Below are 23,458 nucleotides of genomic sequence, written 5' to 3'. Positions count from 1 at the left end.
TGAAAATGAATAATTTAGAAAATACACCAACTCAATGGTCAATAGGTAAGAAAATAGCTTTTCGCATTACATTTGTGTTCTTCTTGCTGGTATCCATTCCGCTAAGCAGTGGGTGGTATAAAAATTTAATTGCCATCGACTGGCTAAATCCGCATTATCGCGATATCTATGATATTGCACGCTTTGGTACAAATGCACCCCCGGTGCTATTTGGTAGTTCGGGACGCCCAAACATTGCTGATGGCGAAGGACAAGAAGCTGCCAGTCCTCAAAAACAGCGTCGCAGAGACTCTTTAAAGCGGGCAAAAGGAGCTCAATCATCAAAGATTGATTCAGATAAAGAGAGATCGCAGCACAATGAAAGCAATGTTCAGAGAAAAAGGAGCTGGCTTAGCGACTACAGTTCATGGGGAAATGCATTGGCTATAGCAGTAGTGGTAGGGCTGGTCTGGAGTTTGCTCGACCGAAAAAGGCCATCTTATAATGTATTATATTACTGGCTAACTGTAGTTGTACGTTTTAGGGCAGCTATAGGGATTATTGGTTTTGGTTTTACAAAATTATTTCCAACTCAAATGCCCTTTCCTTCACTGGGACTCCTGAATACAGACTTTGGCGACTTTACCGCACAAAAAATCTACTGGCTTTCCGTTGGTATAGTACCCTGGTATCAGGTATTTGGTGGTATAGTAGAACTTGCTGCCGGAGCCTTATTGCTCTTCAGAAAGACAGCTACCTATGGTGCTATATTGCTCATTGGCGCATTAGGCGATATCACTTTTGTGAACTATGCTTATGATGGTGGAGTGCATGTATATGCCTTCTATTTTGTTTTGCTTGGTACTTTAGTCATTGCTGCAGACCTGCCAAGATTATACAACCTGCTGATTCTTGAACGCTATACCGTACCACAATATTACTATCCTGATTACAGTAAGCCTATATACAAATATACCAGGATTGCGTTAAAGGGACTTACCATCCTTATCTTCTTTGTAATTCTGACTTATACCGAAGTGATCAATTTTAAGTATGATCCTTATAAACAGCCATCAACAGCAGGGGTGAAAACATTAAGAGGCAATTATAATGTTACGGTGTTTAAAATAAACGGACAGGAGATTCCATATTCTCCATTAGATAGTGTACGCTGGAAGGAAGCTACCTTTGAAAAATGGACTACGCTGACATTCAGGATTAATAAACCAGTAGTAGTAGATCCATCCAATGGCGGTGGCAGTCCGATGCGCGATATACAACGTACATTCGAAATTGCTGGTACCGCAGGCGGGCAGCGTGCTTTTCATTACTACGCTGATACAGTAGAACATGTACTTTATCTACAGGATAAAAATGCCCTTGCTTCAAGAAGTGGCAGAGGCAGAAGGAGTGGCTCAGATGAGAAGGAAAGCGGAAAAAAAGATAACTGGATCAGTAAAGCGGCATGGAAGAATATAGGTGATGAAAACCGGATGATCGATAAACGTGCCTGGTCTACCAGAAGAGACCGTGAATTTGCTCGTCCTGAGCGGAGTTCAAATCGAGCCAGGTTGACATTGAATTACCATACCACTGATGGAAACAAAGTTATCTTGGAAGGGTTAAATGAGAATAATGATTCTCTTTATGTCGTATTGGATAAAGTTAACAGGAAATACGTTTTGCCTGAAAGTAAACTTAACGCAGGAAAATACTAAATAAAATTTTTCGCTCATATGGGTCATATGAGCGAAAAATTCATGATGGTTGTTAAAATTGATGGCTAAATGTTATCTTCGGGGATAATTTCCGTCTCAACTATACCCTACTATCCATAGGTTCATCATGCGTTTATTTTATTTTTTTATTGTTTTAATATGGATGGAAGTTCAGTTTCTGCCTGTTCACGCACAGCTAAGTTCAGAAGGAAGCAATGAACAATCTTTGTATGGAAGCTATGCATTTAAAACATACACTATTGCAGATGGGCTGCCTTCTAAAAATACGACAGCTACTCTTAAGGACCGAAGAGGTTTTATTTGGATAGGTACTGAAAATGGATTGTGTCGCTTTGATGGCTATACATTTAAAGTATTTTACCATGCAGAAGGAGATCATACTACTATCAGCAATAATTATGTTAGTACAATAGTGGAGGATCATCAAGGTCGGTTATGGGTGGGGACANKGSANWRRCTKAAMTTYMMTSSATMYWMWWACWRWAAARWWWYARRRTNNWYKCATSATGAWSMWAWGGNTAGSTWCWKMMAWYRGNAWTGWKWMRMTATGGTCTATACTTTGTGATCGTGAGGGAACTATATGGATTGGAACAGATGATGGGTTTAATAGATTTCATGAACAAACCAAGTCCTTTACCACCTATCAGCCCAATCAGGGTACACCAGGTGCTATGGTTGGGAAATCGGTTAACGCTATTGTTGAAGACAAACAGGGAAGCCTATGGCTTGGAAACTGGAGCGGTGGACTTAATAAGTTTGATAAGCGTATAAAGCGTTTCACAAATTTTCAGCAGACACAGTTACCTGGACTTAAGAACCCAAACGATATCTGGTCACTTGCATATGATGAGAACGGAACAATTTGGATTGGCACTTATTGGAGTGGTCTATTTAAGTTCGATCCGGAAAAAAGCAATTTCAAGTCAGTTCAGTTGCCAGACAAGACCAGTACCGGTGTCTACAGCATCTTGCCCGTCCAAAAAAACATGCTCATTGTTGGAGGGAATAATGGTTTCTATTGGTTGAATACTCAGAATTACAAATGGGAACCTATTAAAAATGTGGTAAATTATGCTTTCGGCGATTCCTATATGGATCGTAATGGCATCATTTGGATTAATGGAAAGAATGGTATTTTGAAGATTGATCGTCAGCAATATAAGTTTGATTTGACTGATCTTAAGCTGGAGAATTGTGAAGTGAATAGCCTGGCAAGTAAAGGTACTATGCTCTGGATTGGTACCAGCAAGGGGCTGTTTACGCTGGACTATAAATCTGGAAAGATGTCTGGCTTTAAAAAAAATGCCCAAACAAATAGCTTAAAGAGCAATGACATTAGTAAGCTTTATTTTGACAGCAAGGGAGTTTTATGGATTTTGACCGAAAATGGGTTTGATAGTTACGATCAGGAACGCAACCTATTTGTTCACCACAATCATCACTCCGCTTTGGGCAGTCTTTTTAACGAAGATGTTTTTCGGGATATCCTTGAGGTTGATCCGGGCATCTATTACCTGGCAACCGATGCGGGACTTAAAGTTTACAATAGCAATAACAATACTTTCAAGCATTATTACAATAAAAAGGACGACAAGTATTCTTTAAGCAATAACCACCTTTATTCCTTATTAAAGGATAAAAGAGGTGATATTTGGATTGGAACATATGGAGGCGGACTAAACCGTTTTGACAGAAACTCAGAACGCTTTCAGGTGATCAGGTCATCAGAACGCTCAGGTACTGGAATCAGCAGTAACATTATCAGAAACCTTTATCAGGATTCAAAGGATAACATCTGGATCTCTACACCCGATGGATTGAATAAATATGTAGCTAAAGAGCAGCGTTTTGTTACATATTCGAAAAAGGATGGTTTTTCCAATAATGTATTCAGAGGCATTACTGAGGATGCTAAAGGAAATATGTGGGTAACTACGGAAAGTGGAATATCAACGTTTGATCCTAAGCATATATCCGTCAGGAATTTCGATGAAGCTGATGGGGTTTACGTGAATTCTGTTATGCTCAACGATGGAGAATATATATATCTTGCCGGAAGTAGGGGGATCATCAAATTTGATCCCTTAGCTATCCATTCGAATAAAACCATTCCACCAGTGTACTTTACTGATTTTCAATTGTTCAATAAATCTGTTCTCCCAACTTCCAATGGGCCTTTAAAAGAAAATTTGAATATCGTAAAGGAGCTGACTCTTGACTATGAGCAAAGTGTTTTCTCCTTTGAATTTGTAGGTCTAAATTATAGGTATCCAGAAAAAAATAAATACGCGTACATATTAATAGGCTTTGATAAGAAATGGAATTATGTTGGTTCACAGCGTAAGGCAACTTATACAAACTTAAATCCGGGAACGTATAAACTTTGGATAAGGGCATCTAATAATGATGGCGTATGGAACAATAAGGGAAGGATCCTGGTTATCCATATCAGTCCACCTTGGTACTGGACCTGGTGGGCGTATCTGTTATATGCGGCAGCAGTTTGTTTGGCCATTTACGCATATATCCTGTACAGAAATAAACAGGAAGACCTGAAGTACAAAATAAAGGTAGCCAATATCGAAAGTRWMWWAGMWAAGGAACTGAACGAGAAAAAACTTTCTTTTTTTACCAATATTTCTCATGAATTCAGAACCCCTCTTACCTTAATCATCAATCCAATTAAGGAATTGCTTTATCATGATGATAAAAATGTAGATACCAGTAACCTTAATATCGTTTATCGGAATGCAAAAAGGCTACTGAGCCTGGTTGATCAACTACTGCTTTTTAGGAAGGCTGATACCCAGGCAGACAAGTTGAAAGCTGCAGATCTGGATATCGTCAATTTGTGTAAAGAAGTATACCTGTGTTTTTCTCATCAGGCCCGCTCAAGAAAGATAAGCTATGAATTTATCTCCTCACAAGATCATATACAGATTTATGCAGACCGCGAAAAATTAGAGATTGCTATATTTAATCTGCTTTCAAATGCAATAAAGTTTACACCAGATGAAGGACGCGTTTCCCTTGAGGTATCTGAAACATCTGATACGGTAAAGATTGAGGTTAAGGATAGCGGATCTGGCATCCCTGAAAATGCGGGACAGAAAATTTACAGCAGGTTTTATCAGGAACCCGATCACAATAATTCTTTAAGAACCGGCTTTGGCATCGGATTATATTTGGTTAAAAATTTCATTGAGAGTCATGGCGGTACAATCAGTTATAAAAGTATCCAGAATCAGGGGACTACCTTTTTTATCACCTTGTTGAAAGGTAGAGAGCACCTTAACATAGACCAGATTCTCCCTGTTTCCGAAACGAGTTCTTTACTGTTAATGGAATTGGCAGAGGACGAGGTAAGTCCGCTTAACCAGAAAGAAAGTACTACTGTTGAGCAATATGACGGGGATTTTGCTTCGGAAAAAAAATCACTCATTATTATAGATGACAATAAATCGATCCGGGATTATCTGGTTGAGGTTTTTAAGGCCCAGTACAACTTGTATGTTGCTGCAAGTGGAGAGGAGGGGATGAAAATGATCAGAGAATTTCTGCCAGATTTCATCATCAGTGACGTCATGATGCAAGGCATTAGCGGAATAGAGATTTGTAGCCTGGTCAAGGAGGATGCCTCTTTATCCCATATTCCAATAGTGTTGTTAACTGCCAGTTCATCGCCTGAAATTAAATTGAAAGGGATAGAGATCGGTGCTGATGATTACATAAGTAAACCTTTTGATAAGGATTTGTTAGTAGCAAGAGTTGCGGGTATTTTGAAAAGCAAGAGCAGCCTTCAGCAATATTTCTATAATGAGGTTACTTTGAACCCCAATAATTTTAGAATCTCGGCAGAATACAGAGATTTCCTTCAGGACTGCATCAGGATTGTAGAAAAGCACATTACTGATCCAAATTTTAACATTCAGATCCTGGCCGATGAGATTGGTATGTCACGCTCTAACCTGTTTAACAAAATCAAATCTATTTCCGGACGCTCGTCTAACAGTTTTATTCGCTTTATCCGTTTACGGAAAGCTGCTGAAATATTTATCAATACAGAAAACACCATTTCAGAGACCATGTTTATAGTGGGCATGAATGACATTAAATATTTCAGAGAGCAGTTTAATAAATTGTTCGAGATGAATCCGTCAGACTACATCAAGAAATACCGTAAGAACTTTTCAAAAAATATTACCCTAAACAAGGATGTGGTAAAAAAATAGCCGTTTTTGAGGTGGAATCTAAATTTTACCCCTCTAATATTGGTTGTTTACCCCCTTTAATTCTCTGTAAATCCATCGAATTTAGCCCTGTCGACTCAATCGAAGATCGGTGATTTATGTTGTGCGCACAATATAAATCCTCCGCTTGAACGGGAGCAGTTGACAGGATAATTTCAAAACCAAATATAAATCGATATGAGAAAAACTATACGAAAAGTATATTCTCCGCTTTGGCCGATGACAAAGAAGGTGTTTGTTGCAACGGTAATAAACGCGGTACTGCTTTCGGTGCAGTCGACGCAAGCATCAGAGCTGATAATAAAACCCTCAACATTTAATGCTCGGCAAGCTGTGATCACAGGTACAGTTAGCGATGAAACAGGTAAACCTTTACCAGGTGTAAGTGTAATTGTGAAAGGTACAACAACCGGATCGATTACTGATGCACAAGGTAAATACAGTATAAATGCTCCTGATAATGCCATCCTCGTCTTCACTTATATTGGCTATACCAAAATAGAATTGCCTGTTGGTGGAAAGACTTTATTAAATATCCAGCTGACTCCCGATCAGACTTCATTAAATGAACTGATTGTTGTTGGATACGGTACCCAAAAGAAAGAAACGGTAACCGGATCTATCTCGCAGGTAAAAGGAACTGAGCTTGTTAAAAGTCCGCAACCCAACCTATCCAATGCATTGGCAGGAAGATTTTCGGGTGTGGTAATCAATAATAGAGGAGGAGAACCGGGATACGATGGTTCGAGCATCACGATCCGCGGGCAAGCTACAACCGGTAGCAATGCTGTGCTTGTAGTGGTAGATGGCGTACCCGGACAAATCGGAGGTTTGGAACGCCTCGATCCGAACGATATTGAAAGCGTATCGGTACTGAAGGATGCTTCGGCAGCCATTTATGGTAACCGCGCGGCCAATGGAGTAATCCTTGTAACTACTAAAAAAGGTAACACAGGTAAACCTACCATAAGCTATAGCTTTAACCAGGGTTTTAGTTCACCTACCCGTTTGCCAAAACTTGCGGATGCAGCAACGTATGCACAGATCATGAACGAGATAAACTATTACGCAAGTGAATCCGGAGGTTTGAACCAATCTTATTCCGAAGAACAAATTCAGAAATTCAAGGATGGTTCTGATCCGATCTTGTTCCCGAATACAGACTGGGCTGAGACAGTGCTCAAGAAATCAGCACTACAGAATCAGCACAGCTTGTCTGTAAACGGAGGGACTGATGATGTGAAGTATTACATGTCGCTTGGTATGATCGATCAGGACGGAATCTATAAAAATGGGGTCACCAGCTATAAACAATACAATTTCCGTTCAAATATTGATGCAAATGTGAGCAAGCGTCTGAAAGTGGGATTATCACTTGCCGGCCGTGAAGAGAACCGTAAATTTCCAATAACTGGCGCCAATGATCTTTTTAGATCACTTTACCGCTCTAAACCTATTGTAGCTGCATTTTATCCAAATGGATTGCCAACAAGAGGGATAGAAGGCTCAAACCCTGCAGTACTTGTAACGGATTTGGGGGGTACTAGCAATAACCCTACTCAGGTGCTTAACGCCATTTTGAAAGGCAGTTATCAAATACCGGGTATCGAAGGTCTGTCGGCAGATGGATTTTTCTCTGTAGACAAGTCTAATGTATTTGTCAAAACCTTTAATAAGCCTTATCTATTGTATGAGTATCAAGCATCAACCGATACGTACACTTCCGGCGTTTATGGAGGAAATAATAATAAAGCCACTCTTAAAGAATCTCAAAAACGAGAATCATTACTTACTTCAAACATTAAATTGAATTTTGAGCGCAAGTTTGGCGTACATAATATAAACGCCTTTGTGGGGTATGAGCAAAGCAAAAATAACCTTGAGTTCTTTGATGCCGACCGTTTCAATTACCTGTCAAACCAATTGCCTGAGCTTTCTCAGGGAGGAACAGCAGCAACAGATTTTCTTAATTCTGGTTACAGTTCAAACTATACCCGTAAGAGTATAATTAGCAGACTGGCGTATGCATACGACGATAAATATCTATTTGAAGGTCAGCTGCGTCGCGATGGTTCATCCATCTTTGCCCCTGGCAAACAATGGGGTACTTTCCCTTCGGTTTCTGCGGGATGGCGCATCAATAAAGAAAAATGGTTCGGTGATAATGTGAAGTTCTTCGACGAACTGAAGTTAAGAGCTTCTTACGGTTCGTTGGGTAATGACAATGTTAATGCATTTCAATACTATGATAATTACATTTTGGTAGGTAATGGTTTTGTGGCGCAAGCACCAGGCGGTGCAGCAACCATTCAACCAGGAGTAGGCTTATCAAAACTTGCTAACCCGAATATTACCTGGGAAGTATCAAAAAAACTGGACATAGGGATTAACGCTACATTCCTGAAAAACTTCACGTTCGAGGCGATCTATTTCAAACAAAAAAGGTCCGATATCCTTGCAACACGTAATGCCTCTCTTCCTGGATCTTCTGGTATTGTGAATCCTTATAATGATGGTAGTTCAAATTACAATCCACTGGTTCCTTCAGAAAATATTGGTAAGGTCAACAGTGAAGGTTTTGAGGGTACACTGGGTTATACGCACCGCGGGAATGAGTTCAACTGGGGTGTGTCTGGTAACATGACCTATGCTAAAAGTGAAGTTATCTTCATCGATGAAGCCTCTGGTACGCTAGATTACCAAAAAAAGACTGGCAGGCCATTGAACAGCTACTTGTTGTACAATGCCATAGGTATCTTCCGTACGCAGGCTGATCTGGATAATAATCCTCATGTTTCAGGAGCAAAAATCGGCGACCTGATCTATGAAGATTATAATCGTGACGGTGTGCTTAATGCAGATGATATGAGCATGGCAAAGTATGGTAACATTCCTCAGATTACCTATGGCTTCAACTTCAATGCCTCTTATAAAAACTTCGATGTGTCAGTATTGTTCGCAGGACAAGCAAGGGTAAGCCAATATGTATTACCAGAATCAGGTAGTATAGGGAATTTTTATAGCAGTTGGGCTGATAATAGGTTCAGTCCTTCTAATCCGAACGGATCTTTTCCAAAAGTGACCGAACGTGCAGGTAACGCCATTAGTGGAGGTGCTTATAAAAACAATTTCTGGCTGAATAATTCTTCATTCCTGCGTCTTAAGAACGTAGAGCTTGCCTACAATCTGAAAGGAGATTTTCTATCAAAGATCAAGGTTTCCGGAGTAAGGATATTTGCAAGTGCTTTTAACTTATTCACGATCACTAAAGTAAAAGATTATGATCCTGAAGGTAGCAGTGAAAGCGGACAGTTTTATCCGCAACAAAGGATCATCAATTTAGGTGCAAACGTTAAATTTTAAATCTTGTAAAAATGAAGTACAAATATAGCATACCAGTTTTTATTTTATTAAGCGGTGTACTGGCACTGAGTTCATGTAAAAAGGATTTTCTGGATGTTACAGCAACAGACCGGATCCCAACGAATACGTTGGAAACAGATACTGCCGTATTTGAGGCTTTTGTAACCAATAGTTACATTGGAACAAGGCTGCAGGATAAAGAAGCAGATGGAACCAATCCAGGATTTGGACGTGGTTTCGAATATAGCATGTGGAGCTCATTGACTGATGAGTCCATCTACAATAATGATGATAATACGTGGCTGGTACAACGAGGACAATTGGCCCCGGAAAACCTTGGAGCACTTGGTGTATTGTGGGGCAGAAGCTACCGCGGCATTCGCGAGTGTAATTATGCCCTTAAGGTTCTAACTACCATACAAATGAGTGCAGCCCGTAAAACAAGGCTAGAAGGCGAGTTAAAGTTCATAAGGGCCTTCCGTTATCAGGATCTGATCCGTAACTACGGAAAAGTAGTGCTTATGGGAGATCAGGTACTTGGTTTAACAGATAACCTTCAGGATCCTGCGCTATTTAAACGCTCAACCATTAAAGAGGGTATTGATTATGTAGCAGCACAGCTGGATGATGCTGCCGCTAAATTACCATTGAACAATGACAATAATTGGCTATTGGGTAGGGCTACCAAAGGTGCGGCATTGGCACTAAAATCCAGGTTATTACTATACGCTGCCAGTCCTTTATATGAAGCAGCGGGTACCTGGCAAGCTGCCGTAACTGCGGCACAGCAGGTGATTAGCCTGAACAAGTATGGAATTTATCAGGGAGGTTATGGTAATATGTTCCTGATAAACGAAAGTAATGAAGCCATATTTGAACGTGTGTATACCAAGAACGCGAATCACACTCACCTGGAAATTGCAAACGGACCAAATGGTTATGGTGGCTGGGCCGGAAATACGCCTACACAGAACCTGGTAGATGTTTATGACCTAACCAATGGCCTTCCGGCAAACACCAGTAACCCACTGTATAATCCGGCTAAACCTTATGAAAATCGTGATCCGCGTTTTAAAGCAACCATTTTGTATAATGGTGCAGCTTATCGCGAACGCAATATAGAAACGTTTATTCCTGGTGGAAAAGATAGCAGAGACGGAAATGACAACTGGAATACTACAAAAACCGGTTATTATCTTAAAAAATTCATGAATGATGCTTATCCTTTGCAAAATCCATGGGGTAATGCCGGCTTCCAGCCCTGGATTTATATCAGGTATGCTGAAGTTCTGCTCAATTTTGCAGAAGCAGCAAATGAAGCCTATGGTCCTGATGCGGTACCTGCCGGATCAAGTTTTTCAGCCCGCCAGGCCATCAATATGATCAGGTCAAGGGCCAGCGTAAATATGCCGGATCTTGCAGCTGGAATGGCACAGACTGATATGCGTACTGCCATCAGACACGAACGCCAGATAGAGCTTGCGTTTGAAGAACATCGTTTCTATGATGTTAGAAGATGGAAAATAGCAGATGTAACTGAAAATCTTCCCTCAAGGGGCGTGGTCATCACCAAAAACAATGATGGAACTTTCACTTTTACCTCTAAGATAGCACTTGATGGACGTAAGTTCGAGACCAAACATTATTGGTTACCAATTCCAAGAACTGAAATTCTTGCCTCAGGAAACCAATTACAGCAAAATCCGAACTACTAATAGAATTTATAGAATGCCGGGAAACAAAACGTTTTTCCGGCATTTTGTAAATTTTCCAATTTATAAAACATCCTAAATGAAAATATTCAATTTAATTTGCTTGTCAGCAGTATTGTTGCTACTGTGCGGATGCAGTAAAAATAATGCAGAACATACTTTTGAACTTGGGGATAATGATTTTCTGCTCGACGGAAAACCTTTCCAGATTGTATCCGGTGAAATACATTATCCACGCGTACCAAGAGAAGCATGGAGAGACCGGATGAAAATGGCAAAGGCTATGGGACTCAATACTATTGGAACATATGTATTCTGGAATGCCCATGAACCCGAAAAGGATGTGTTTGATTTCTCTGGTAACAATGATATTGCTGAATTTGTAAAGATAGCACAACAAGAAGGGCTATGGGTAATATTACGACCTAGTCCTTATGTCTGTGCAGAATGGGAGTTTGGAGGTTATCCATATTGGCTTCAAAATGAACAAGGTCTGAAAGTAAGAAGCCGGGAAAAACAATACCTGGAAGAGTACCGGAAATACATTCACGAAGTGGGTAAACAACTTGCTCCGTTGCAGGTCAATCATGGAGGGAATGTGCTCATGGTGCAGATTGAAAATGAATATGGTTCTTATGGCTGTGATAAGGAATATTTACGTATTAATCGCGAGATGTTTATTGATGCCGGGTTCGATGGATTACTATACACATGTGATCCTCAAAAAGATATCAAAAAAGGATTCCTTCCCGGAACACTTCCTGCAATTAATGGGCAAGACAATCCGGAAATCGTAAAAAAAGAAATCCGGGAATTAAATGGTGGCAAAGGCCCTTTTTTTATAGCCGAATGGTATCCGGCGTGGTTTGATTGGTGGGGTACACCACATCATAAAGTTCCGGCTGAACAGTATACCGGAAAACTTGATTCTGTGCTTGCGGCAGGTATTTCCATCAATATGTACATGTTCCACGGTGGTAGTACCCGTGCTTTCATGAACGGGGCTAATTACCGTGATACTATACCCTACGAACCTCAGATCAGCAGTTATGATTACGATGCGCCACTTGATGAAGCAGGTAACCCAACTGAAAAGTTTATGAAATTCAGGGCGGTTATCGAAAAGCATTTATCTGCTGGCGCCAAGTTGCCGGCTGTTCCTGCTCCAAAGCCAGCAGTGGCTCTTGATGCTATTCCTTTTTCGTCCGAAGTTAGTATTTACGATTACCTTGAAAAATCAAAGCATAGCATTCAGCCACTGACTTTCGAAGACCTGAACCAGGCTTACGGATATGTGCTTTACCGCACAATTATTAATGGAGGAAAGCAGGGTATGCTAAAAATAGATGGATTGAAGGATTTCGGTTTGGTCTATGTTAACGGTAAACGACAGGGTATCTTGGATAGGAGACTAAATCAGGATAGCCTTATGATAGATCTGCCATCGGGTAAGGTCACCCTTGATATATTAGTAGAAAATATGGGAAGGATTAATTTCGGACCATTTTTACTTCAAAACAAAAAAGGGATTACCGGCAAAGTCACCTTAGCTGGTGCGATCTTAGAATCCTGGGATATGTTTTCATTACCTTTTGATAAGCAACCACTTAAAAAAGAGGTTGGCAATGCAATTAAGCAGGATGTACCAATGTTAAAGTATGCAGAATTTGAATTGAAAAACGTACAGGATACCTATCTGGATATGCGGAAATGGGGTAAGGGCGTGGTTTGGGTAAATGGTCATAATCTTGGAAAGTACTGGAGTATTGGCCCCCAGCAAACAATTTATCTGCCTGCTGAATGGCTGAAAAAAGGTAAAAACCAGGTGGTTGTACTTGATTTGCTTAAAACTGATCAGCAGTTTCTTCCTACTCTTAATAAGCCAATTCTGGATCAGGTTATTACCAGGTAATAATCAATTAAATCAAATTTAGCTATTCTATTGAACTATAGAATAGCTAAATTTGATTGACCACTAATTGATTATATGCTTTCAATCTTCAAAATCTCCTCCATTGTTTATTCTTTTTGTATGGCAACTATGCTTATTCCATCTGCTTGTACGAAACAGAATAATCCAGATCATAACAAAAAGATCAAAGATGCCCCAACGAGCGAACTTGGAACTGTTTTTCCAGAAATCAGGGAAATCAAAAATGATACAGCAAAACTGGCCCTTTATCCTTATGCCACTTTTTTTATTATCGATCTTGGACTTAAGGGAAGTGAACAAAAACTGAAAATGATCCGCCAGGCTAATAAATCTGATGTTCCGGTAAAAGTGAAAGTATTTCAGGACAATAGAAGTGAGGTAGCGGAAATCTATCCTGCAACTAAGCAAGATATTGATAAATACAAAAAACATTAAAAAAGGACTTCTCATGAACCAGAAGGAATCAGTATCAAAAAACCTGGCTGATCTGTACGAGATGATGGGCTTGCCTGTAGACCTGGTAAGTGCAGAGTCGGGGTTTACTGTACATTCCTTAAGAGAAACATTTAAGAATCTTCCTTTTAAATCCATTGCTTACCGGCCAGATTATTTCAGCTTTGTTTTCGTTAAAAATGCATTTGGAAAGTATATCATAGATGAGATGACATTTGATATTACCCCGGGCACAATCTATTTCACTAATCCTGGAAATTACAGGAGTTTTGAATGGTCTGAAATTACAGAGGCCTATCTGATCACATTTAATGAATCTTACCTGAAAGAACATGTTCATCATGATGTTTATCAGGACTTTTCTTTTTTGCTTACAGAAACAGTTCAGCCAAGGTTGATGCCACCTGAACAGTTTGATGAAATAGAAAAGCTTTATCACCAGATTCACAAAGAGCATCTGGGCAATTCAATCTATAAGAATAGAATCATTGGGAGCTTATTTGTGGTTCTGCTATTAAAAATAAAAGAATACTTCTGGCAAAATTATAATCCTATATATGAGGGAAATAGGAGCTCCTTCATTGTTAAAGTGTTTAAAAAGAATCTTGAAGATCACTACCGGGCTGTCGTTTTTGGTCAGGAAAATATCTTATACAGGGTTCAGGACTATGCAGATTTACAGCATTTACATCCGAATTACCTAAGTAGTGTAATCAGAACAAAAACAGGTAAGCCTGTTAGCATGTGGATTGCAGAGAAAACAGTTGCGAAGGCAAAGTCCCTATTGCATAACTCAGAAGCTTCAATTAAGGAAATTTCTTTTACACTAGGGTTTTCAGAGGCTACCCATTTTAGCAATTACTTTAAGAAATATACAGAGCTTACTCCGGTAGCTTACAGAAAGCTGCAAAGCCAATCTTAGATTTTTATCCTTAATCCTTTAATATCTGTCCTTTTCACATGTGTTCTTTATCTGACCTTTGAGTTATCAAAATAAGATAAAGAAAATATGAAAACTCTAAAAGAAAAAGTAATTCTGGTTACTGGTGCCTCAAGAGGCATAGGAGCAAGTATCGCTCATAAATTAGCATCAGCGGGTGCAAAAGTAATTGTAAACTATGCAGGTGGTAAAGCTGCTGCAGAACAAACCGTAAGTGACATTATAAAACAAGGTGGCGATGCTATTGCCATTCAGGCAGACGTAAGTAATACGGCTGCTGTTAAAACTATGTTTGATATTGCCATTAATCATTATGGTCGGATTGATGTTTTGGTGAATAACGCAGGTATCATGATCAATAAATTACTTAAAGATACTACTGACGAAGATTTTGCGCTTCAATTTGACATCAACGTTAAAGGAACTTTCAATACAATGCGTGAAGCAGCTACCCGATTATCTGACAACGGAAGCATCATCAATTTTTCTACTTCTGTGAACCGTATCATGTTGCCTACTTATAGTACTTATGTGGCTACAAAAGCAGCCGTAGAACAATTAACCCGCGTATTTTCTAAAGAAGTCGGTTGCAGAGGTATCAATGTGAACTCGATTTCGCCTGGACCAACCAATACTGAATTATTTACTAAAGGTAAACCTCAGGAAGTTATAGATCGTTTGGCATCTCTTTCTGCTTTTAACCGAATTGGTGAGCCTGAGGACATTGCTCAGGTGGTGGCATTCCTGGCAGGAGATGAAGCAAAATGGATCACCGCACAAAACATCGGTGTTAATGGAGGTATGGCTTAATTTAATCAAAAATATCATGAACAGTTTAAAAAATAAAGTGGCATTAATCACAGGATCAGCAAGAGGTTTAGGTAAAGCTATTGCTGAACGTTACGCAGCCTTAGGCGCAGACGTGGTAATCAATTATTCAAGAGATAAAGCATCGGCTGATGAAGTACTTAGTAATATTAAGGCAATGGGGGTAAGGGTAATTGCGGTGCAGGCAGATGTAAGCAAAGTTGCTGATCTGGAGCGCCTGTTTGATACTGCAAAAAAGGAATTTGGGAAAATTGATATCGTAGTAGCCAACGCCGGAATCGAACTGGTAGAAACACCGGTGGTAGATTTTACTGAGGAGCAGTTTGACAGGTTATTTGCCATCAACACTAAAGGAGCATATTTTACAATGCAACAGGCAGCAAGAAATGTAGAAGACAAAGGACGTATCATTTACATCGCTTCCAGTACTACTGCCTTTCCGGTTCAGGGTATGGCTGTATATGGCGGGAGTAAAATTACACCAAGGTATATGGTTGATATTTTGTCTAAAGAGATTGGCCATAGAGGCGTAACTGTAAATACAATCATTCCCTTTGCGGTAGATCATTCGGGCATTTTTGCCGAGCCAGATAGCTATCCTGAATTAAGGAAGCAATTACTGGACAGCTGCCCAATGGGAAGACTTGCCGAGGTGGAAGATGTGGCTAATGCAGCCGAATTCTTCGCCAGCGACCTTTCGTCATTTGTTAATGGCCAGCATTTGTTGGTAAACGGGGGAGCTACCAACTAATGAAATCATTTAAAGTATAAAACCGGGTCATTTTCAGACCCGGTTTTATTATAGATACTGTTTTTGTTTATTAGTCAAAAACTATTATTTGTTGATGTTGGGGTTGTTGTTTAGTTCAGTTTGCGGTACAGAGAACAGGTAGTAACTACTGTTTGGCTTAAAGGCTGAACCATCAGGGAATTTTAAAGTCGTGTGCTGCTTTGCAGAAACCACCTTGCTGCTTCCGTCAGGAGTAATCACTGTAACTTGCAGTGGTTTACCATCTGTACCAAGTGCTGGGTTTCTCACTACAGCGGTCTGGGTTCTTAAAATGTCAGAGATCGCAAAACCTTCACCCCATAATTCCTTTCTTCTTTCTATAAGAATTTCAGCAATCACCTGATCTTTGGTTTGAGATCCCAGTACAAACAGATCTGCTTTTCTGGCAGCACGAAGCGAGTTCAGCTGCTCAACTGCTTTTGGTAAGTCAGAATTTCTGGCATAGCCCTCTGCTGCAATCAAAGTCATTTCTGATGCACGCATGAATACGATATCACCTGTCTGATCAGCCCTGAACTTAAACTTCTGATAGCGCAAGTAACCTTCTCTGCTTGGCAAACCATCCCATAGGAATAGTTTTGTTCTGATGTCATGACTATCAAATAACTTTTGAAAGTTAGGATCTGCCATAAAACTATAGTAATAAGCCGAAGGACTGCTGGTATCCAGAAAATGAAAGCTATAACTCGCTGTACTTTGATCAGGCTGCTGGCCATGTCCCCAGATCCATTCGCTGTTCTTAAGGTCGTTAAAGCCATTGCTGTAATCAGCTTCTGACATATAAGGATAGCTCTTTTTTGCTTCAAGTGCATACTGTGCCGCCAAATCCCACTTACCCATGTTCAGGTAAGTTCTTGCCAGCAAGCCATTTACTACATCAATGTTGATCTTGTATTTGGTAGTACCTGGGCGCTGGTAAGCTGGAAGTAGTTTTTCTGCCTCAGTAAGGTCTGAGATGATCAGCTGATAAACCTGCTCAACAGTTGACCTTGATTTTCCTTCAGTTGTAGGGCCTGTTGGTTCTGTATAAACAGGAACAGCTTTGGCCTGAGGATTTACCTGGTAATTGAACTGGTAATATGTAACCAGGTTCAAATAACTATTAGCCCTTAATGCATAAGCCTGGCCTTTAATCTGCGCTTTTTTCTCTGCCGTTCCAGTGGAAGCGTCAATTTTACTGATGATGTTATTGGTGTTATTWAKMWCRSRAKARMGNNTSGTSYRAAAAGCACCCAGTCTGGTTTGGTTATTAGCCAATGTATATTCATACGCATCACGGTATCCGTATTTGTTGGTGATAATGGCAATATCGTCACCCATTACATCGCTGGTTCTTAAGATAGAGGAGTAACCAGGATTTGCATAGGTAAAATAAGTGTCGTTCATGTACGACCAGGTTCCATTCAGCACGGTTTCAATGTTATCTGCTGTCCCATAAATCAATGATTCGGGAACGGAAGTAGTTGGTGTAGTGGTAAGTTCCTTTTTGCATCCAAGAAAGGGCAAAGCGGATATCCCAATTATATAGGTGATCTGTTTAATTTTCATTTTTGTAATTTTTAGTAGATGCATTAGAAAGTAAGGCTAAGTCCGGCAGAAAAAGTACGCATAGCCGGGTAACGGTAATAAGTAGTGCCATCAACAGTTTGTTCAGGGTCCATACCATCATGTCCGTAAAAAGTAAGCAGATTCTCGCCGGTTAAGGTTAGTTTAMSGWTSTTWRMNACCCCATTTACTAGCTAAAGTTTTAGGTAGACTGTACCCTAGAGTTAAATTCTTTAAACGGGCATAAGTTGCGCTGTAAAGAAAACGGGTTGAAGCCTGAGTCCATCCAAGATTATCGGTAGTTAATCTCGGTACATCAGTATATTTGTTTTCAGGAGTCCAGTGGTTTAATATTTCTTTTGACCAGGTACGTCCGGTGCTGCTGCCATTGTGCATTAGCGATATATAATCATTGTCAAGGATCTTACCACCGATGCTATATGCAAACAATGCCGATAATTCAAATTCCTTATAACTGAATGTATTGCTTACACCACCTGTAAGATCAGGAAGAGCACTATCCTGAACATATTGTATTGCATCTGCATAAATATTGGTTGTCACTTTATTTCCATTAGCATCTTGCTTATACCACAACGGATTTCCGGTCTCCGGATCAACGCCGGCCCATTCCTTCAGGTAAAAATCGTATACAGAACCACCTTCGCGCATGATCTTGGTGGTTGTTTTAATCTCTGCTTGTGGCAGGGCAGTAATTTCGTTTTTGTAATGCGTAGCATTCAGGCTGATGTTCCATCTGAAATCTGCAGTACGAACCGGAGTTGCATTGATCTGAACCTCTATACCCGTGTTTTTTAAAGCACCGATGTTGGCGTCAATAGAGCCAAAACCAGTTGATGGGGCTTTTGGTCTGCTAAATAACAAATCTCTCGATCTTCTGTCGAAAAACTCTACCGTACCACTGATCCTATCGTTCAGGATTCCGAAATCAAGCCCCAGGTTAAAGTTTAAGTTGGTTTCCCATTTAAGATCCGGTGTTGGAAGTCTCGAAGTCACCAAACCATTTTCGCCAAGGTTATTCTGGATAACATACAGACCTTCGTAAGCATAGTAGGTACCAATGTTATCATTTCCCTGAGCACCATAACTGGTTCTAAGTGTTAAGGTACTTAACCATGAATTGTCTTTCAGGAAATTTTCTTCTGAGAGTTTCCATGAAGCACCTAACGACCAGAATGTTCCCCAGCGTGTTGCCGGAGAGAATCTTGAAGATCCATCTGTTCTTAATGATGCAGAAAGCAGGTATTTCTTTTTATAATCATACTCTGCACGTCCAAGAAAACTTAGTAGGGTGTAATCCAATGCCGAACCGCCGAAATCGTTCAATTGTGAAGCAGCATCCGGTTCATATAAGCCAGGGAGTACAAAACGTTCCCTGCTACCAGAAATGATCCTGTAATTGTATTTATAAATCTCCTGACCAGCAAGCAGATTTAAATGATGGTCTTCATTAAAGGTTTTTTCGTAGGTTAAGATATTGTTCCAAGTCCATGAATAAGTTCTGCTATTGCTTTTACTTACCGAACCTTTAGTCTCAGCGCCATCGCCAAGTACCGGATTCGTATAATTATGGTTGTTGATGTTAGCAAAATCAGCACTGTAAGTGGTTTTGAATTTCAATTCGGGGATTATGGTAGCCTCAAGGAAGGTACGTGCCGAAACGTTATCTTTTAAAATCTCAGACTTGTCCAGATCAACAGTTGCGGCGAGGTTACTTCTTGGAATGGCTGAACTTGGGCGATAAGCACCAAAGTCGTAAACCCTGTTGCCATTAGCATCAGTTTTGTAAGAGCCGTCAGCATTGCGTTCGTAAACTGGATAAAAACTCGGTACCAGGCGCGAATAGTTCACTACATTTCCAGTGTTGCTATCTTCAGAGATAGGGTAATCCTGAAGGGTATTTGCTGCTGAAATATTCAGCCCGGCAGTTAGCCATTTTTTAGCTTTGGTGGTTAAATTAACCCTTGCGCTATATCTTTTGTATCCTGAACCTAATGCAATACCCTTATCATTAAGGTATCCTCCAGAAATGAAATACTGACTTTTTTCGTTGCCACCGCTAAAGCTAAGGTCGGCCTGGGTACGTATTGCAGTTTGTTCCATTGCATCACCCCAGTTATCGTCCCATAATGGAGTTGCTCCTGCAACAAGCTTTCCATCTGGTCCTACCGGAAGAGGATATTTTGAACCATAAGGGTTGATGCCAAGATCAGTGATGATCTGCTCGCTTGCAGCCTGACCAGCCTGCAAATCCGTATAAGTTGGATTAGAGGCTTTTTGTTTGTTTTTAACCGCAAGCCAGTAGTTTTGGAAATATTCATCAGTAGTTACCTGTTCATAATCTTTTACGGCACGCTTTGAAACACCCTGACTAAAATTAGCTGTGATCTCTGTCTGGTCGTTGCGCTTTCCGGATTTAGTGGTAATGATGATCACTCCGTTTGCACCTCTTGAACCATATAATGCGCTTGAAGCAGCATCCTTAAGGATACTTACCGATTCAATATCGCTGGAATTGATTGAGCTGAGGTCGCCCGAAAATGGGTTGCCATCTACCACATATAGTGGAGCAGCTGATGCATTGATCGATCCAACACCACGGATACGCAGGGTTGCAGAAGTACCTGGCTGCCCACTCGATGATACTGCCTGTATTCCTGGAGCAAGACCCTGAAGTGCTTTGGTGATGTTAGATACCTGCCTGTTTTGAAGCTGATCGGCATTGATCTGTGAAACAGCTCCGGTGATATCTCTTTTTTTAGAAGTACCATAGGCCACTACAACTACCTCGTCGAGGCTATTTGTGACATCACTTAAAACGATGTTAATAGTACTTCCAGCCTTTGCAACAACTTCCTGACTGGTAAAGCCAAGAAAAGAGAAACTTAGTACTTCCTGTTCTTTGTTTAGCGTAATGCTGAAATTTCCTGACTGATCGGTACTTGTTCCTGCCTTAGAGCCTTTGATGAGCACGTTTACTCCGGGTAAGGGAAGGTTGGTTCCTTTTTCAACAACGCGGCCGGTCACTTTATAGTCCTGCTGTGCGTTTACGAATTGAAAGAAGAACAAAAAACATAGAATAGTTAATTTTGTTTTCATTTGAATAAATGGGAGTTTTTGGACATAAGATTTCCATAGCCATTTATGGCCTATCTTATGAATGGTTAAAATTTAAATTGAATTAGATGTGTCGGCCAAACTGTATTTACAGGATCAGCTTGACAGTTTAAATAGGAATGGAATGTGGGTAGCGTACAAATATTTGCATGTCTTTCATCAATTGGGTTGAATAATAAATTAATTGGCTGCAAAGATAAATAAAAATACGACTAATTTGGTAGTCTTTTTATTTGTTGGTCAGGAAAATGTAAAATCAGAGAAGTGAGGGCACTTTTTAGCCTTTCACCAACTTTTTTATAATCGGAAAAATCAGATTATTGAATTCTTAATTACTTGTGTGTCTTTAACTTTTGCTCCAATTAATATCAATTAGGCTAACGTTATTTTTCCTTGAAGAACTAACTGCAATTCCTTTGTTTTGATCGTCGGTCAATGTGAATCCCTCAAGTTCATCAGTTTTATCTGTATCAATGACTTTAATAACTTCCTCATGACCGCTCGAGATGGATTTATTTAAGTCTACAAAAGTTAACCTCCATTTACGACCCTCAATTTGATTTTGAATAAGAACCAGTATGTCTTTATTTTCTATGAAATGAAGATTTTGTACCCAGGGAGAACATATGAATTTCCGATATAGTAATCCTTTTTCACTTGTTTTGTCAGCTTTAGAAAGCTTACCGGCATCATAAAGGCGAACTTCATTTGCTTTATTGCCGTAATCAGCGGTTGCCATGAACCATTTTCCTTTATGTTTCACATATTCTGGTCTGGTACCTTGTATACAGGCATCATCCTCTACGGTTTTTAATAAATTACCATCTAATGTTTTGCTTTTTAGAAATCCTTGCCAGTCAATTGAATATATCATTGCCTTCCAAACAGTTCCTTCCGCATTTTGACGCACCGAGTTCCCAATAAAAGTGGGCATACCTTTTCTATAGGCAATACCCGTAGGGTGTTTAATTATATTCTCGCCTTTAATGGTAAAACGATACTCATCAGGCTGGTAAATCAGTGAATCGTTTTTTAAATAGTATTGGCTCATTACACCAACCTCACGGTCGCCGTACAGAAAATACTTTCCGTCCTGTTTAGATATTCCCTGGCAGGCACCTAGGGAATCCAGTGAAAAAGATTTTGTAATGGTGCCCGAAAGTGGTTTGTAACTAAATGCAGAGATAACCAGTCCGGTAATCAATGTCGCACTAAAAAGTTTCATTTGCTAAGGGTCTAGGGGTTCGTCGAAATCAATTTGTAAAGACATGCTGTTCGGAGAAAATTCAACTTCCGTATCGCTCAGCGTTTGTCCGATTTTATATGGAAAATAACCCAATTCTTTTTTACAGCGTTCTGAAAGTATTCCCGCAATATAAGGGATCGTTGATTTGATTGTACTAATCAATCCCAATTTTTCCATCGGCATCCCATAACGAAACATCAAACGTACACAATTACGAAGATTTGTTGTGGTATGTCGGGCATGAGGCTCCATAATGATTGAATTCTCAGGAATATGTAAGGTATTGACCATAAACTTCTTCATCTCATAAGCCTCGCTATATTTGGTTTTATAAGGATGAACCCTTCCGCCTGATACTACTATAAAGGGCGCAGCACCTTTATGGTACTGAATTGCTGCAATTCTACAGCGTATCATACCACCAGCACTTAACTCAGTTTCTCTATCTTCTGGTCCGGCGCCGGGCACTAAGATCACGCTGTATTTATAATTTTTGAAATTCGTTTTTTTTATTTTTGCGATTGCAGATTGGTTAACACCTGTGTTCATTGGCTCATAATCGGCTGCTTCTGAACGGTTGTTTAATTCAAGTGCACCTAATGCAAAATTCATTGAGGGTTCAAAAAATAGTTTTTTATCAGACCCCGCATTGAGCGCAATTATTGAAGATATAAAAGTTGGAAATTCCTTGTCCTTTGAACTGAAAGCAATGGAATCTATTTTCGGATAATTGGGCTTTTTACCTTCAACATACACCTCAATAGCATAATTAATGGCTTTGACATCCTGTCCCCATGCTTTTACGAGTAATTGTTGTGCGGTTAAGTCCTGAAACAAACCATAGCAGCCTGATGGCAACAGATGGTTTTTAACAACCTCACCAAATGCATTCTCCTTTTTATACAAGGTATTAAGTCTTTCATTAACCAATAAAATTTCTGCTTCGCTAAACTTCATTGCATTGGCATAACAGCTAACGCCCTGTCCGCAGGTTTTTAATGCGGCCGCCGCATTGTCGCTTTTGTCTTTTAGTAATTTTTGAAGTACCTGATCTTCAGTTATTGCTTTTCTCAAATCAGGAAGTTCTTGCATAAGTGTAAGCAAGTAATAACTTTTGTATTGAATGTAAGGGTTATATGATTGGCTTTTTCCAACAACCAGCTGATAGGATTGATCCGCAGAATTTTGCTGTGCTTTCGTCTGAAATATAAATAACCAAAGTAGCAAAAAGGTAACGAGTATTCTCATGAAATAAATTTTTGCAAGCTAAATAAATGCCGTTAATATAACATTATGGCTGTATTAATTCTGTTGGGCTGATTTCAGTGTAATCTATTTCTAATGATAATTTTTAAGGTTTTTTACCTGAAAACCTTCTCATAGACTTAATACTGGGGATACATAGTGTTAAAAATACACACATACTTTTGGCTGAATTAAAGCACTCAAATAAGTTTGTTTTTCAACTAAAGTTATTTGCCTATGTGAATTCAATTCTACATGCTCTTTAAACATTAAAACTAGGAATTATTCAAAATTATT

At 39.7% G+C, this 23,458-nt stretch carries 11 protein-coding genes and 4 pseudogenes; 11 read left to right on the top strand and 4 right to left on the bottom strand.

The features are described from left to right. Positions 1 to 5: 5 nt before the first annotated feature. From N824_RS00400 to N824_RS00355, 11 genes and pseudogenes are all read left to right on the top strand, one after another. Positions 6 to 1,697 (top strand): hypothetical protein, encoded by a 1,692-nt coding sequence (locus tag N824_RS00400; protein ID WP_152541953.1) that lies wholly within the window; start codon positions 6 to 8, stop codon positions 1,695 to 1,697. A gap of 127 nt (positions 1,698 to 1,824) precedes the next feature. Continuing rightward, a pseudogene (locus N824_RS38145) lies at positions 1,825 to 2,283 on the top strand (two-component regulator propeller domain-containing protein). Beyond that, positions 2,264 to 2,317: pseudogene (locus N824_RS38140) on the top strand (two-component regulator propeller domain-containing protein); the annotation flags it as partial. The pseudogenes N824_RS38145 and N824_RS38140, both read left to right, overlap by 20 nt. 72 nt (positions 2,318 to 2,389) lie before the next feature. Continuing rightward, positions 2,390 to 5,950: a two-component regulator propeller domain-containing protein gene (locus N824_RS00390; protein ID WP_161662234.1), complete on the top strand. Its 3,561-nt coding sequence runs from the start codon at positions 2,390 to 2,392 to the stop codon at positions 5,948 to 5,950. A 195-nt stretch (positions 5,951 to 6,145) separates the two neighbouring features. Beyond that, complete coding sequence (locus N824_RS00385; protein WP_235206945.1) at positions 6,146 to 9,331, top strand: TonB-dependent receptor; 3,186 nt, start codon at positions 6,146 to 6,148, stop codon at positions 9,329 to 9,331. 11 nt (positions 9,332 to 9,342) lie between these two features. Beyond that, complete coding sequence (locus N824_RS00380; RefSeq protein ID WP_048903156.1) at positions 9,343 to 11,046, top strand: RagB/SusD family nutrient uptake outer membrane protein; 1,704 nt, start codon at positions 9,343 to 9,345, stop codon at positions 11,044 to 11,046. A 76-nt stretch (positions 11,047 to 11,122) separates the two neighbouring features. Then, the gene (locus N824_RS00375; protein WP_048903155.1) at positions 11,123 to 12,955 is read left to right on the top strand and encodes a beta-galactosidase family protein; all 1,833 of its coding nucleotides are present in this window, start codon (positions 11,123 to 11,125) and stop codon (positions 12,953 to 12,955) included. Between the two features lie 120 nt (positions 12,956 to 13,075). Further along, on the top strand, positions 13,076 to 13,411 hold the full coding sequence (locus N824_RS00370; protein ID WP_048903154.1) for a hypothetical protein: 336 nt from the start codon (positions 13,076 to 13,078) through the stop codon (positions 13,409 to 13,411). Positions 13,412 to 13,424: 13 nt separating this feature from the next. After that, entirely contained in the window at positions 13,425 to 14,351 is a 927-nt protein-coding gene (locus tag N824_RS00365; protein ID WP_048903153.1) for an AraC family transcriptional regulator, read from the top strand. Positions 14,352 to 14,438: 87 nt separating this feature from the next. Next, on the top strand, positions 14,439 to 15,179 hold the full coding sequence (locus N824_RS00360) for an SDR family oxidoreductase (RefSeq protein WP_048903152.1): 741 nt from the start codon (positions 14,439 to 14,441) through the stop codon (positions 15,177 to 15,179). Positions 15,180 to 15,195: 16 nt separating this feature from the next. Then, entirely contained in the window at positions 15,196 to 15,948 is a 753-nt protein-coding gene (locus N824_RS00355) for an SDR family oxidoreductase (protein WP_048903328.1), read from the top strand. Between the two features lie 84 nt (positions 15,949 to 16,032). Here N824_RS00355 and N824_RS00350 read toward each other — a convergent pair. The 4 genes and pseudogenes from N824_RS00350 to N824_RS00335 all read right to left on the bottom strand — a co-directional run bounded on the left by N824_RS00350 (position 16,033) and on the right by N824_RS00335 (position 23,164). Continuing rightward, positions 16,033 to 17,535: pseudogene (locus N824_RS00350) on the bottom strand (RagB/SusD family nutrient uptake outer membrane protein). Positions 17,536 to 17,697: 162 nt separating this feature from the next. Next, positions 17,698 to 20,652: pseudogene (locus N824_RS00345) on the bottom strand (SusC/RagA family TonB-linked outer membrane protein). A gap of 364 nt (positions 20,653 to 21,016) precedes the next feature. Next, complete coding sequence (locus N824_RS00340) at positions 21,017 to 21,895, bottom strand: hypothetical protein (protein WP_048903151.1); 879 nt, start codon at positions 21,893 to 21,895, stop codon at positions 21,017 to 21,019. Positions 21,896 to 21,898: 3 nt separating this feature from the next. Beyond that, entirely contained in the window at positions 21,899 to 23,164 is a 1,266-nt protein-coding gene (locus N824_RS00335) for a YdcF family protein (protein WP_084498132.1), read from the bottom strand. Positions 23,165 to 23,458: the final 294 nt, after the last annotated feature.

It is taken from the genome of Pedobacter sp. V48 (genome assembly GCF_000523515.1).
In the GTDB taxonomy this organism is placed as follows: Bacteria; Bacteroidota; Bacteroidia; order Sphingobacteriales; family Sphingobacteriaceae; genus Pedobacter.
Note: the sequence above shows the minus strand (reverse complement) of the source record. Positions and strands in the feature narration are given on the sequence as shown.